This window comes from Pseudomonas izuensis, from assembly GCF_002356535.2.
In the GTDB taxonomy this organism is placed as follows: Bacteria; Pseudomonadota; Gammaproteobacteria; order Pseudomonadales; family Pseudomonadaceae; genus Aquipseudomonas; species Aquipseudomonas izuensis.
The window spans coordinates 3580528-3594816 of record NZ_AP017423.2; the positions used below are offsets into that span (position 1 = coordinate 3580528).

Consider the following 14289-nt stretch of genomic DNA (forward strand, 5'->3'; position numbering starts at 1 on the left):
TATTGAATCGCTCGCCGTGGGAGCAAGGCTTGCCCGCGATAGCGATCTCACGGGCACCCTCGCGGGCAAGCCTTGCTCCCACAGTTAATCGTGTACATCCGCAAGCGCGTTTGCCAGTAAACTCTCTCCCCTTTCGCCGCTGTCATTTCCCTTGCGGCCATCATCTTTCAAATAGCGGAGTTCGCCTTGCGTCTGTTCCACACCTCCGACTGGCACCTCGGGCAGAACCTGCACGGCCAGGACCGCGATTTCGAGCATGGCAGTTTTCTCGACTGGCTGCTGCGCCAGCTCAAACTCGATCAGCCCGATGTGCTGCTGATCGCCGGCGATATCTTCGACACCGTCAACCCGCCGGTCAAAGCCCAGGAACGCCTGTACGACTTCATCGTCAGTGCCCACGAGCAACAACCGAAGCTGACCATCGTGATGATCGCCGGCAACCACGATTCCGGTTCGCGGATCGAATTGCCTGCGCCACTGATGCGCCGTCTGCGCACGCACGCCCTCGGTCGTGTGTTGTGGCTGGACGACGGGCAACTCGACGCCGAGCGCCTGCTTTTACCGCTACCGGACGCCAAGGGGAAAACCGTCGCCTGGTGTCTTGCGCTGCCGTTCCTGCGCCCAGCCGAAGTGACCGGCGCTCACCTGGGCGACAACTACCTGCGCGGCATTGGCCAGGTACACGAATGGCTGATCGAGGCCGCCAACGCCAAGCGCAAGAAAGGCCAGGCACTGATCGCCATCAGCCACGCCCACATGGCCGGTGGCTCGGTGTCGGAAGACTCCGAACGCAGCCTGATCATCGGCAACGCCGAAGCCCTGCCCGCCAGCCTGTTCGGCCCCAGCATCAGCTACGTCGCCCTCGGTCACTTGCACAAGCCGCAGAAGGTCAACGGTGAAGAGCGGATTCGCTACAGCGGTTCGCCAATTCCGTTGTCGTTCTCCGAAATCGGCTACAAGCACCAGATTCTCCACATCACCCTTGATGGCGAAACCCTGGTCAGCGTCGAACCCAAACTGATTCCCCGCGCAGTCGATCTGCAACGCCTCGGTCCGGCTCCCCTGGCGGACATTCTGCTGCAACTGGCGGAGCTGCCGAACATCGACCTGCTGGCCGACTACCAGCGCCAACCCTGGCTGGAGGTGCGGGTGCGCCTCGACGAGCCGCAACCGGACTTGCGTCATCAAGTGGAAACCGCCTTGCAGGGCAAGGCCGTGCGCCTGGTGCGCATCGCCGCCGAATACGCCGGCAACGGCAGCCGTGATGGTGCTGATGACGGTGCCGCGCTGATCGAGCTGGACCAACTCACCCCACAGGAACTGTTCAGCCGCGCCTGGATGGACAACTACGGCAGCGAAGTCGACGAGCAAACCCTCAAGGACTTTGCCGAGTTGCTGCAAGACGTGCAGATGGAGAGCGAACAGCCATGAAAATCCTCGCCATCCGCCTGAAAAACCTCGCCTCCCTGGCCGGTCCCTTTGATATCGACTTCACCGCCGAACCCCTGGCCAGCGCCGGTCTGTTCGCCATTACCGGACCGACCGGCGCCGGTAAAAGCACCCTGCTCGACGCCTTGTGCCTCGCACTGTACGGCACGGTGCCGCGGCTCAACAGTGTTCAGCCATCGGCCAAGGCACCGGACATCGACGGTGACATCGGCACCGGGGATCCACGTACGCTGTTGCGTCGCGGCACGGGTGAAGGCTACGCGGAAGTCGATTTCGTCGGCATTGACGGCCGTCGCTATCGTGCCCGCTGGGAAGCCAACCGCGCACGGGACAAAGCGGGCGGCAGGCTGCAAGCCAGTCGTCAAAGCTTGCGCGACATCGACCAGGATCAACTGCTCGCCAGTCAAAAGCTCGAATTCAAAAACAGGATCGAGTCGGTACTGGGCCTGAACTTCGAACAGTTCACCCGCGCCGTGCTGCTGGCACAAAGCGAGTTCAGCGCCTTCCTCAAGGCCGACGATAACGACCGCAGCGAACTGCTGGAAAAACTCACCGACACTGCGCTCTACACCCGGCTGGGCCGTCGCGCCTTCGACAAGACCAAGGAAGCCCGCGAAGCCCACAAACTGCTGCAGGATCAGGCCAGCGGGGTCACGCCGCTGGCGCCCGAAGCCCGGGCGGAACTGGATGAGCGCTTCAATGCCGCCCAGCAACAACTTAAATTGCAGCAGGCACAGCTCAAGCAACTCGAGTTGCAGCACACCTGGCTCAAGGACTTGCGTCAGCTGCAGGACGCACAACAAAGCGCCACCGAACAGCTGCAATCAGCGCAAATCCATTGGCAAAACCTGGCCGGCGAACGCCTGAAGCTGACCCGCCTGGAGCAACTGGCGCCGCAACGGCACCAGTTCGCCCGCAAGGCCGAAATCGATGCCCTGCTGACCCCGCTGGCGGCGCACATTGCCGGGCAAACGCAGCAGCAGGGCGAACTCGCCGAGCGCCAGACGGGGCTGGAGCAACAACTTGCCGCCGCCAGGATCGCCTTGAACGAAGCGCTCCAGCAGCAAACCGACGGCGCGCCGCTGTTGCGTCAGGCCTTCGAAGAACAGAGCACCCTCGCCCGCCTGGCCAAGGACACTGCTTCAAGCGCTGAAGCGAAACACAACGCCGAACAGGCCTGTGCCCAGGGCCAGAGCGCCATTCAAACCTTGCTCGACCGGCAGGCCCAGGTCGCCGAACACTTGCAACGCATGGCCGTCGATCTGGAGCAAAGCACCCATCTGGCACCGTTGAGCGATGCCTGGAAGGCCTACCGTGATCGCCTGCAACAGTTGGTGTTGATCGGCAATCGACTGAATCAGGGGCAGGCCGAACTGGCCAGCCTCGAACAGAACGCCACCCGTACCGCCGCTGCGTTCACTGCGCAGAAACAGCAGCTGGAAGTGTTGTACAAGGAGGCCGGCGCCGAACCGGATGCCGTTGCAGAGCAGATTGGCATTCTCGGCAGCCTGTTGCAGGACAACCGCAAACAACTGCGCGCCATCGAAGACCTGAGCCGGTTGTGGGCCAGCCAGCAGGATCTGGACAAACGCAGTGCCGAGCTGCAACAACGCCAGCACACCGCACAGCAGGAACGCGATCGCCTGACCCAGGACGGGGTGAAAGCCAAGGCTGAACTGAGCGTCGCCGAACAGACCCTCAACGTCACCCGCGAACTGCTGGAGCGTCAGCGCCTGGCGCGCAGCGCGAGCGTCGAGGAACTGCGCATGCAGTTGCAGGACGATCAGCCGTGCCCGGTCTGTGGCAGCCACGAGCATCCGTATCATCAACCCGAAGCATTGCTGCAAAGCCTCGGCCGCTTTGATGAAAGCGAACAGGCCAACGCCCAGAAAGCCGTCGACCTGCTCAAGGAAAAGCTCACCGACCTGCGTGCCGAGGTCGGCGGCCTGATCGCCCAGCAAAAGGAATTGCTGCAACAGCAGGAGTTACTGGCGACGCAGCAACAAGCCCTGGCGCCAAGCCTCGCGGCGCATCCGTTGGCCGCCCCGCTGCTGGATCAGGACGAGGACAAGCGCGACGCCTGGCTCACCCAACAAAACAACCAGTTGAATCAAAGCATCGCCCAGGATGAACAACGGCAAACGGCCCTGCTCACCCTGCAACAGGATGCCGCGCGCCTGACTCAGCAATTGCGCCACGCCGAAACCGCGCACCAGCAAGCGGCCCAACACCTGGACAATCAACAGCGCGAACTCGGCAACGACCGTCAGCGCCTTGACGAAGAACTGGCCGCGTTCGCCAGCCTGCTGCCGGACGAAACCCTGCAAGCACTGCGCAGCGAGCCGGCCGCGACCTTCATGCAGCTCGATCGGCAGATCACCGAGCGGCTGGCGCAGCTCGATCAACAGAAGGAAGAGCTGGCCGAACAGCAACAGCGCCAGCAATTCCTGGAGAAGGAACAGGATCGGCAGCAGACCCGCGTCCAGCAATTGCGCGCCGCCGAACAGCAGTTCCAGGCGTTGGCCGAACAGCAACAGGCCAGTCAGCACACCCTCGAACAATTGCTCGGTGAGCACAGCAGCGCCGAACATTGGCAGCAGCAACTGGAGCACGCCGTGGAAACGGCACGCGGCGCCGAAACCACGACGACCCAGAACCTTCAAAGCGTACTCACGCAGCAGGTGCGAATCGCCGCCGAACTCAAGGCACAGCAGGAACGTTTGCAGGCACTGGAAAGCGAAGACACGGAACTGGCCGGTAAAATCGCCGACTGGCGTGCCCGCCATCCGGAGCTGGACGATGGCGGTCTTGAAGACCTGCTGCGGGTCGATGACGCCCATTTCAGTGAGCTGCGCCAGCGCTTGCAGCTCAGCGAAAAAGAGATCGAACAGGCCAAGGTCCTGGTGCAGGAACGTGACAAGCGCTTGATGGACCATCAGGGGCAGCACAACGGCAACCTTGATGCCGAACAACTCGACATCGCCCTCACCGAGTTGCAACACCAGTGCGGCGTCAGCGAGCAGCGCTGCGCCGAACTGCGCGCCGAACAGGTCGAGGACCAGCGCCGACAGAACGCCAATCAGGCCCTGGCGCGGCAAATTGCCGAGGCTTACGCCGAGTTTCAACGCTGGGCACGCCTGAACGCGTTGATCGGCTCGGCCACCGGCGACACCTTCCGCAAGATCGCCCAGGCCTACAACCTCGATTTGCTGGTGCACCACGCCAACGTGCAGTTGCGCCAACTGGTGCGGCGCTATCGCCTCAAGCGTGGCGGCAGCATGCTCGGGTTGCTGGTGATGGACACCGAGATGGGTGACGAACTGCGTTCGGTGCATTCATTGTCCGGTGGCGAGACTTTCCTGGTGTCGCTGGCCCTGGCCCTGGGTCTGGCATCGATGGCGTCGAGCACGCTGAAAATCGAATCACTGTTCATTGACGAGGGCTTCGGCAGCCTCGATCCGCAATCCCTGCAACTGGCCATGGATGCCCTCGATGGCTTGCAGGCTCAGGGGCGCAAGGTCGCGGTGATTTCCCACGTGCAGGAAATGCATGAGCGGATTCCGGTGCAGATTCAGGTCCGCCGCCAGGGCAACGGCCTGAGCACCCTGGAGGTGAAATGACCACGCTGTATTCTTTCCGCCGTTGCCCGTACGCCATGCGGGCGCGCATGGCCCTGCGTTACGCGGGGGTTGCCGTAGACATCGTTGAAGTCAGCCTCAAGGCCAAACCTGCCGAAATGCTCGCACTGTCGAGCAAAGGCACGGTGCCGGTGCTGAGTGCCGAAGGCCGGGTTATCGATGAAAGCCTGGACATCATGCGCTGGGCGTTGTCGCAGAACGACCCGCAGGACTGGCTGCTCAAGGATGATCCGCAGGGGCCGCTTGCCATCAGCGGCGCTGATCGAAGAGAACGATCAGGCATTCAAGGTGCATTTGAACCGCTACAAGTACGCTGAACGTTATCCCGAGCAGCCGATGACGTTCTACCGCGCCGAGGGCGAGGTGTTCTTGCGCAAGCTTGACGAGTTGCTGGCGGGGCGCGACTACCTGCTGGCCGATCATCCAAGCCTGGCTGACGTGGCGTTGATGCCGTTCATACGGCAATTTGCCCATGTTGACCGCGAGTGGTTTGCGCAGACGCCTTATCGACGGTTGCAGGACTGGTTGCAGCGGTTTCTGGCGTCGGAGCTGTTTACATCGATCATGAAGAAATAACCGATATCCGGGTTACTGAAACCTGTGGGAGCAAGGCTTGCCCGCGATGCTTTTAGCGCTCTTGAGGACCCCATCGCGGGCAAGCCTTACTCCCACAGGGACAGTGATGTGTCAACGATTTACGCCAATACTTCACACATGCCAATCACCGAGCAATCGACGTGGAACGGCCCGAAAAAGGCGCTTTCCGGCTTGAGCGGCGGATTGCCGGCCAGCATCCCCATGGCCTTGGCTGTCTCGATATTGTGCGCGATGTTGTGGTTGGCCTCGATGGCCCGCGCCACCCCGCCTATGGAACCTTGCCCAATCCCCAGCAAGGAGAATCCATTGGTGATGACTGCCAGGAAGGCGATGACCAAAAATTTGCAACGGTTCATGCTCCGCCCACTCCCGCCAGATCAGCCTGATCAGCCATCCCCTGTTGGGCGCGGTGTTCAAACTGGATGCCAGGGTGTCCGACTTGAATCGGCGCTTCGAAGGTGTGTTGCGATTGTGGCGAAAGACTGACAACCAGCACCATGACCAGGTAAAGACCGATAGCCACATAGGCGCCGTGTTTGGCAGAAGTGATGATTGCGCTGGCCATGATGAACTCCGTGGACATGTTTCAGAGTCCACAGAATCGATGAAAAAAGCATCGATAACCAACAAGGCGTGTCTATAGCGACTATCAACTACGTTGATCATTAAGCCAGACTATTTCAGTCTTCAATAAAACTCATCAAGCGCTCGCGGGCAGCGTCGGGCTCCCCGGAAACGGGCTCGGCGGCGGATAAAATCGGGGTGGAATAGAGGAACAAAAGCACCACTGCAAGACGCATCGCCATGTGATCGATCCTTTTCTTGAGAAGGAGTCAAAAAATCAGCGTCAAAGTTAAACGCATGGCTATGTGATATCAAGCAATAGATTGATGGCGATGTGATGCTGTCGTAAATGCGTTATGCAGGAGCGACATCACTTCGGTGCTCTGCGAGGCATCGGCGCTCGCTCGGCAAGTGACTTCGCTCCTGCATAAAGGTGGCAGGGAGGCAATTTCAGTGCTGGGCTTTGTGGTCCAGCGCGGCGTAGAAGTTGGCGCTCTGTTGCAGGTATTTCTGGGTGTAGCTCTGGGTGTGGGCTTTTTTGTCGCTGATTTCAACGTTGGCGCTGGCAGGCAGGGCAACGGTGGCGGAGATGGCGGAAGCGGCGATTACGGAGAAGAGATTGAAGTTCATGGTGTAGTCCTCGAAGTCAGTTGGCTTGCTTGCCCGGTTGGGCCGTGAAGCAAACTTAACCCTTGAGGAACGAGGCCTTGAAATGCTTTGTAGCATTACCAAATATCAGCCTCATTGATAGAAAGCTACAGGCCCCATGAACCGGGGCCTGCGGCCTATTGTCGCACGATGAACTTGAGATCGCTCGGGGCGTCCATCGGCAGTTTTTGCACGGTTTTGCCCAGCAGACCGGTCTTGGCATCACGCTCGATGACCACAATCCGGTTGCTTTTCTGGTTGGCGATCAACACGAACTTACCACTGGGATCGAGGCTGAATTCACGAGGATGGTCACCTTCCACCGAACGGCGTTGCAGTTCCTTGAGATGCCCGGTGGCAGGGTCAATGGCGAACACCAACAGCTGGTTGGCGGTGCCCCGGTTGCTGACGTAGAGGAACTTGCCATCCTTTGAAGCATGCAACGCGGCGGCGGCCTTGTCCGAAACCGGCTGGCCGGAAGCCAGATCGACCATTTGCGTCTGCTCAAGCGTGCCGTCCCGGTAATCGAACACGGCCACCTGGGCGCTCATCTCCATGGTCAGCCAGGCGTGCTTGCCATCGGCACTGAACAACAGATGACGCGGACCGCTGCCCGGCGGTAGCTGGACGAATGCCGGTGAGGCCGGGGTCAACGGCAGGTCGGGATTGGCCCTGGGGTCGAAGCGATAGACGAACACCTTGTCCGCCCCCAGATCATTGGAAAACACGTACTTGCCATCCGGCGACGGGATCGTCGAATGCACATGCGCTGACATCTGCCGCTCGGGATTGACCCGACTGGCCGGGTGACTGCTCATCTGCACCACCGGTTTCAGCGTGCCATCGGCAGCCACCGGCAACACCGCCAGGGTCCCGCCCGGATCTTCGGCCACCGAGTAATTGCTGACAAACAGATGACTGGCATCCGCGCTGAGGCTCGAATGTGTCGGCTCATTGCCCAGGCTCTGCACTTGATTGATCAGCGTCAGCTCATGGGTCCCGGGGTCGATCGCAAAACTGCTGACCCTTCCTACCGGATCGGCCTGGCCCGGGCCATTTTCGTTGACCACGAACAGGCGTCGCTGATCCCTGGACAGGGTCAGCCACGAGGGGTTTTCGCTTTTGATCACTTGCAACGGTTGGGCATTGATCTGCCCGGTCGCACTGTCGAAGTTCAGCCGATAAATCCCCTGGCTTTGCCCGGCGGTGTAGGAACCCACCAGCAATGGATAGTCGTCGGCGCAGGCGGCCTGAACGCCCATCGCGCCGATGCTGCCGGCGATCAACAGGGGCCAGAGGTTACGCATCCTCTTGTTCGTCTTCTTCGTTGTCACCGCTGATGACGTCGCCGAGGCATACCAGACGGTGCTCGCCGCCATCGTCCTTGATCAGCCAGCTCTGCAGGGTTTGATCGAAGGTCGCGGCCTGAATCTGCGCCGGGGTGAATTCCCAGTGCAGCGCGTTTCTACCATCCATGCATTCGATATGCAGGTTGTCGTCCTCATCGAGGGCGAATTCGAAGGCATGCAGCCCGTCGATTTCCACCATTCCGCAGTGTTCGAGGGCATTGAGCAAGGTATCGGTTGCAGCGGTCATGGCGATCAGTCTTTGAATGGGAAAAACGCAATGATAGCTCATGCCCTTACAGATAGTTCCTGTGGGAGCGGGCTTGCTCGCGAAAGCGGTAGAACAGTCAACAATTATGTCGACTGGCACTCCGCATTCGCGAGCAAGCCCGCTCCCACATTTGAACTGCGCCCGCCTCAAGTTTGCGCCGTGCCTGTTATCATGCGAGGCACTCACTCGCACAGGACCGCGCCACTCCCCATGGATTACCGCAAACCCTCCGTCCGCAAAAGCATGCATTCGCGCATCGTCCAGGAACTGGGCATGCAGATCGTTTCCGGACGCTTCTTGCCCGACGACAAACTGCCCGCCGAAGCCCTGTTGTGCGAGGAGTATGCCGTCAGCCGGCCAGTGTTGCGCGAAGCCACGCGGGTGTTGGTCGCCAAGGGACTGGTGTATTCCCGTCCGCGGGTCGGCACCGTGGTCAAGCCGCGCCGGGAATGGCACATGCTTGACCCGGACGTGCTGCATTGGCTGATACAGAGCAGCCCGCAGAATGAGTTCTTCAACCTGCTGACCAGCGTGCGCAGCATCATCGAACCGGGCGCGGCCGCCCTCGCCGCGCAGTTCGCAACCGACGACGACATCGCCTCCATCGGCGAAGCCTACCAACGCATGGAAGCCGCGCCCACGCCGGAAGCCTTTCTGCAACCGGACCTGGATTTCCACAGCCGCATCGCCGACGCGACCCACAACGATCTGTTGGCCAATCTGTGCAATATGCTATCGGTGGCTATTGCCGAGTCGTTGAAGCATTCCAATCAGCGGCCGAATCTGCAAGAACGGGCATTGCCTCGACACAAGGCGATTTTGACCGCCATCGAGAACCGTGATGCGCTGGGTGCGCGAAATGCGACGCTGGTGCAGCTCGACGATGCACGCGATGCGTTGAATCTGGTGCTGGGCACCGCTCCTTCCTGACCACCACAAATCCCTTGTAGGAGCTGGCTCGCCAGCGAATGCGGTCATGAGTCTTGCATCGCCGATGCGGACCTCTTCGCTGGCAAGCCAGCTCCTACAAGGGAATGTGTGGAATTTGAGATATAAAAAAAGCCGCAACCCTGAGGTTGCGGCTTTTGTGTTTTTAATCGCGGATCAGTGAGCAAACAGCGAATTGCCCTTCTGCCCCGCCAGTTTTTCCGGCTTGATCAGGAACCGCGCCAGTGCCGGCAGCAGCCACAGCGCGCCGAACATGTTCCACAGCAGCATGAAGGTCAGCATCAGCCCCATGTCGGCCTGGAACTTGATGGCCGAGAAAATCCAGGTGCACACGCCAATGGCCAGGCACAGACCGGTGAACAATACGGCCTTACCGGTGGACTTCAGCGTCTGGTAGTACGCTTCTTGCAGCGGCAGGCCGGCACGCAGGAAGCTTTCCAGACGACTGTAGATGTAGATGCCGTAGTCCACGCCGATCCCCACGCCCAATGCCACCACCGGCAGGGTCGCGACCTTCACGCCGATGCCCATGAAGGCCATCAGGGCGTTACCCAGTACCGAGGTCAGTACCAGCGGCAGCACAATGCACAAGGTCGCCGCCCAAGAGCGGAAGGTGATCATGCACATCACCGCCACACAGATGTACACCAGGATCAGGATGGTCAGCTCGGACTTCTTGATCACCTCGTTGGTGGCCGCCTCGATCCCGGCGTTACCGGCGGCGAGGATGAATTCCAGGCCTTCCTTGTTGTTTTCCTTGGCGAACTCTTGCACCGCATGCACTGCGCGATCCAGGGTTTCGGCCTTGTGATCGTTGAGGAACACCAGCACCGGCGCCAGGGAGCAACTGTTGTTGTACAGGCCATCGGCCCGGGCAATCGAGTTGTTCAGCACGTCCGGGTTACGCGACAGGGTTTCCCATTTCAGGTTGCCCTCGTTCATGCCCTTGATCATTTGCTTGGATACGGTCACCAGGGAAATCGCCGACTGCACGCCCTCGGTGTTCTGCATCTTCCACATCAGTTCGTCGATCGGCGCCATGGCTTCGTAGCGCGAGCAACCTTCGGACTTGGTCTTGACCATCACCACCAATACATCGGAACTGGTCGAGTAGTTACTGATGATGAAATTGTTGTCCTTGTTGTAGCGCGAGTCCGGACGCAGTTCCGGTGCGCCCTGGTCGAGGTCGCCGATTTTCAGGTTCTGGCTGTACCAGAGGCCGCCGCCAAAGGCGATCAAGGCCAGCAGGACCGAAACCGGGGCGACTTTCGCACTGGCAAAGTTCGCCAGCAGGCGCCAGAACGGATGTTCGCGGGTCGCGTCTTTCTTGCTGCGGTCCACGGCGCGCTTGCTGATGCCGACATAGGAAATCGCCACCGGCAGCAGGATCAGGTTGGTGAACACGATCACCGCCACGCCGATGGACGCGCCGATGGCCAGCTCGCGGATCACGCCGATATCGATGATCAGCAGCGTGATGAAACCCACGGCATCGGCGAGGATCGCGATCATCCCCGGCAGGAACAGTTGACGGAAGGTCCGGCGCGCCGCCGTCAGGGCGTTGTCCGCGTCACTGGATTGCAACGCGATACCGTTGATCTTCTGCACGCCGTGGGAAATACCGATGGCGAAGATCAGGAACGGCACCAGCATCGAGTACGGATCAAGGCCGAAGCCGAAGAAATGCATCAGGCCCAATTGCCACACCACCGCCACCAGCGTCGTGCTCAACACCGCCACGGTGCTGCGCATGCAGTTGGTGAACCAATAGAGCAGGATCAGGGTGATGACGAAGGCGATACCGAAGAACATCACCACCATCACCAGGCCATCGATCAGGTCACCGACCTTCTTGGCGAAACCGACGATGTGGATCTTGACGTTGGGGTTCTGCACTTCGAACTTGTTGCGGATCTTGTCTTCAAGCTCGTGGGAGAACTTGCGATAGTCCAGCGCCAGCAACTTGCCCTGGTCCTGAGGGTCCGGATAGGACTCCAACAACGGGATGTCGACGATGCTCGACTTGAAGTCGTTGGCCACCAACCGTCCGACCTGCCCGGACTTGAGGACGTTGTTGCGCAGCAGGTCAAGGCTTTGTTGCGAGCCGTTATAGCTCTGCGGGATCACTTCACCGCCGGCGAAGCCCTCCTCCGTCACCTCGGTCCAGCGCACGCTCGGACTCCACAGCGACTTGAGGCCGGAACGGTCGACACCGGAAATGTAGAACACCTCGTCGTGAATCTGGCGCAGGGTCTCCATGTATTCCTTGGAGAAGATGTCGCCGTCGGTGGCCTCCACGGAAATCCGTACGGTATTGCCCAGGTTCGCCAGATCGTTGCGGTGCTCCATCATCTTCTGAATGAAGGGATGCTCCAACGGGATCATTTTTTCGAAACTGGTGGACGGCCGGATCAACGTCGCCTGCCAGAACAGGAAGATGCTGACCAGCAGGCAGATCGTGATCACTGCCGGGCGGTTGTTGAAAATCAGGCGCTCAAGAAACGTCGCCTTGTCCTGATGATGAGTACTCAAGGAAGTCATAGCCCCGCCTTCTTATTATTAACCCGGCTCATTTGCCCAACTCGGCGCCGTTTGGCGATGTGGCGCGAACGCCGCCCTGTCCAGCCAGAATCAGATTGCCATTTCCGGCTGCGGTCACCGACGAGAGCGAGATACGATCCCGACGGTTGAAGACGCTGAAGGTCTCACCGTTATCGCTGCTGCTGATCACCGACCCGCCGTTGCCGACAATCACGATGGAGCCATCGTCAAGCAGTGTGCCGCCGGACAGACCGAATTCCAGGTCACCGCGTTCAGCCTTGAGCTCGACTTGCTCCCAGGTGCTGCCGAAATCCGTGGAGCGGTAAAGATTGCCGCGCAGGCCATAGGCCAACAGCGTATTGGCTTGCGCGGTGCCGATCACACCGAACAGCGAGCCTTGGTACGGGCCTTCGAGTTTCTCCCAGGTCTGGCCCCAATCGGCGGAGCGGAACATGCTGCCCTGCTCGCCGACGATGAACAGCCCGGCGTCCTTGACAGCAGTGATTGCATTGAGGTGGTACTGGTCTTCGTTGTCCAGGCGATCGCTGACGTCTTCCCAGTGCTTGCCACCGTCGGTGGTGGCCATCAACGAACCATAAGCGCCCACGGCAAAGCCGCTGCTGGCGTCCTGGAACCAGACGTCGAGCAGCGGTGATTCGCGTTTCAGATCTTCGAATTGCTTGGTCCAGGTGATACCGCCGTCCTCGCTGGCGAGGATCTGTGCGTCATGACCGACGGCCCAGCCGTGCTTGTCATCGACAAAGAACACCGAGGTCAACAGTTGCCGGGTCGGCACCTTGGCCTGGGTCCAGGTCGCGCCCTGGTCATCGGAATACAGAATGTGCCCACGATCCCCGACCGCCACCAGGCGCTTGCCGGCGTGCACGACATCGAGGACCAGGCTTTTGCTGGCCTTGGCCGATTCAACGGAATAAACAACGTCGGATGCCGGCGCGTCAGCTGCCAGCACAGGCGCCGACCACGCGGCAGAGCCCAACAGCGAGAGCGCTGTAGCCAGCAACGCGAATTTGCGTAATGCCGGCGGGCGGCAGATACCCACACCCATGACAGGCTCACTCATAAACCTTCCCCCATTATTATTGTTAGGTCATTAAACCTTTCTGGGCGCCGCAAGGGTGCATACCGGGATCACCTGTTTCAGAGCACAGTCCTGAAACCCGCAATCCAGAGCCCCTTCGGAAGCTGGCTTATCCTATAGAGGTTTTTGAAGGGCTGACAATCGACGGTGCGTTATGTTTTGTTAACCGTGGGGGGATGTGGTTTTTCTGAATGGTTGGGTATTTGTTGGGGTGATGTGGGTTTGGTGGTTTGGTGGTTTGGTGTGTATATCCGTTTCTTTGGTAACGGCTACTTATGGTTTCGCCCTTACGGCGAGTCACTTTCGAAGAGCGCGAAAGTAACCAAAGCGCTCTTGCCCCACCACTCGGTGCCTCGCTATGGCTCGGCATGCCCTCACTCCGGCATTGCTCCGTGGGTCGCCGCGATGGGCCATCCCTGGCCCAGCGCGGCTAAACCGGCGTCCTGCCGGTTTACCCACGGAGCAATGCCTGCGTTCGGCCAGCGTGGTTTAACGGGGCGCCCAAATCAAAAGCCAGCGAGGCGGCCTGACAGCCGACCTGGCTTTGGCAAATGCCCCGATCCCCTGTGGGAGCGAGCCTGCTCGCGAAGGACGTCAACGATGACGCGTACTGTCTGGATGAACACGGTGTCCAGAGTTTTTCGCGAGCAGGCTCGCTCCCACAAGGGATTGGGTACATCCGCAAGAGACACGTCGGCTGCCAGGCCGTCATCGCTGCGATGCGGCGCCCCGACAAACCAGCTCCCACAGGGACTGGGTACATCCGCAAAGGCCGCCTTCGCCGCGATGCGGCGCCCCGACAAACCAGCTCCCACAGGGGATTGGGTGCACCCGCAAAAACAGGTCGAGTGTCAGCTCGCCTCGACGGCTGTTGATTTTGATTCACCCGCCCCTTCGGGAGGCTGAGTGGAGGTGTTCATCCGGGGAGTGGCGCGCAGCGCCGTTCGACGCAGTCGAACACGCTGCATGTAGGTGCAGCGAAGCCAACCGGAGGGCAGTGTCCCCGGATGGATGCCGGAGCGAAGGAACCCCGAGCCTTGGCGAGGGGCCGGACGCCGGGGCGAGCCTTTTTGGGTACTTTTTTGGCGTTTGAAAAAAGTGCCTCGCCGTAAGGGCGAAACCGTCAGTGGCCGTTACCGCAGGAACGGATATGTACTCAGTCAACAAAAGACAGGTCGGCTAGCAGGC

Annotated in this window: 11 protein-coding genes and 1 pseudogene; 4 read left to right on the forward strand and 8 right to left on the reverse strand. The window is 60.2% G+C overall.

Annotated elements, in window-relative coordinates; translation table 11 throughout:
* Positions 1 to 186 precede the first annotated feature (186 nt).
* The 3 genes and pseudogenes from LAB08_RS15795 to LAB08_RS15805 all read left to right on the forward strand — a co-directional run bounded on the left by LAB08_RS15795 (position 187) and on the right by LAB08_RS15805 (position 5663).
* A complete protein-coding gene (locus tag LAB08_RS15795) occupies positions 187 to 1431 on the forward strand; it encodes an exonuclease SbcCD subunit D C-terminal domain-containing protein (RefSeq protein ID WP_096511064.1) in 1245 nt (414 codons plus the stop codon).
* Positions 1428 to 5069: an AAA family ATPase gene (locus LAB08_RS15800; protein WP_096511062.1), complete on the forward strand. Its 3642-nt coding sequence runs from the start codon at positions 1428 to 1430 to the stop codon at positions 5067 to 5069. Before LAB08_RS15795 ends, LAB08_RS15800 begins: the two co-directional genes overlap by 4 nt.
* A pseudogene (locus LAB08_RS15805) lies at positions 5066 to 5663 on the forward strand (glutathione S-transferase). Before LAB08_RS15800 ends, LAB08_RS15805 begins: the two are co-directional and overlap by 4 nt.
* 119 nt (positions 5664 to 5782) lie before the next feature.
* Here the strand turns inward: LAB08_RS15805 and LAB08_RS15810 are convergent.
* From LAB08_RS15810 to LAB08_RS15830, 6 genes are all read right to left on the reverse strand, one after another.
* Positions 5783 to 6040 carry a hypothetical protein gene (locus tag LAB08_RS15810; protein WP_096511060.1) on the reverse strand — a complete coding sequence of 86 codons (258 nt, stop codon included), beginning with the start codon at positions 6038 to 6040 and terminating at the stop codon, positions 5783 to 5785.
* Positions 6037 to 6249 (reverse strand): hypothetical protein, encoded by a 213-nt coding sequence (locus LAB08_RS15815; protein WP_096511058.1) that lies wholly within the window; start codon positions 6247 to 6249, stop codon positions 6037 to 6039. The genes LAB08_RS15810 and LAB08_RS15815 overlap by 4 nt, the downstream gene beginning before the upstream one ends.
* A 115-nt stretch (positions 6250 to 6364) precedes the next feature.
* Positions 6365 to 6490, reverse strand: coding sequence for a hypothetical protein (locus LAB08_RS30540; RefSeq protein WP_256658491.1), 126 nt, complete (start codon positions 6488 to 6490; stop codon positions 6365 to 6367).
* A 208-nt stretch (positions 6491 to 6698) separates the two neighbouring features.
* A complete protein-coding gene (locus LAB08_RS15820) occupies positions 6699 to 6878 on the reverse strand; it encodes a hypothetical protein (RefSeq protein ID WP_064380406.1) in 180 nt (59 codons plus the stop codon).
* Positions 6879 to 7033: 155 nt separating this feature from the next.
* Positions 7034 to 8203, reverse strand: coding sequence for a lactonase family protein (locus LAB08_RS15825; protein WP_096511056.1), 1170 nt, complete (start codon positions 8201 to 8203; stop codon positions 7034 to 7036).
* The gene (locus LAB08_RS15830; RefSeq protein ID WP_096511055.1) at positions 8196 to 8534 is read right to left on the reverse strand and encodes a DUF5629 family protein; all 339 of its coding nucleotides are present in this window, start codon (positions 8532 to 8534) and stop codon (positions 8196 to 8198) included. The genes LAB08_RS15825 and LAB08_RS15830 overlap by 8 nt, the downstream gene beginning before the upstream one ends.
* A gap of 189 nt (positions 8535 to 8723) precedes the next feature.
* On the opposite strand from LAB08_RS15830, the gene LAB08_RS15835 reads away from it, so the two are divergent.
* Entirely contained in the window at positions 8724 to 9443 is a 720-nt protein-coding gene (locus tag LAB08_RS15835; RefSeq protein ID WP_157755698.1) for a FadR/GntR family transcriptional regulator, read from the forward strand.
* A 174-nt stretch (positions 9444 to 9617) separates the two neighbouring features.
* On the opposite strand, the gene LAB08_RS15840 is transcribed toward LAB08_RS15835, so the two are convergent.
* Positions 9618 to 12002, reverse strand: a complete 2385-nt coding sequence (locus LAB08_RS15840) for an efflux RND transporter permease subunit (RefSeq protein WP_096511052.1) — start codon at positions 12000 to 12002, stop codon at positions 9618 to 9620.
* Between the two features lie 28 nt (positions 12003 to 12030).
* A complete protein-coding gene (locus LAB08_RS15845) occupies positions 12031 to 13083 on the reverse strand; it encodes a WD40/YVTN/BNR-like repeat-containing protein (RefSeq protein ID WP_096511050.1) in 1053 nt (350 codons plus the stop codon).
* Positions 13084 to 14289: the final 1206 nt, after the last annotated feature.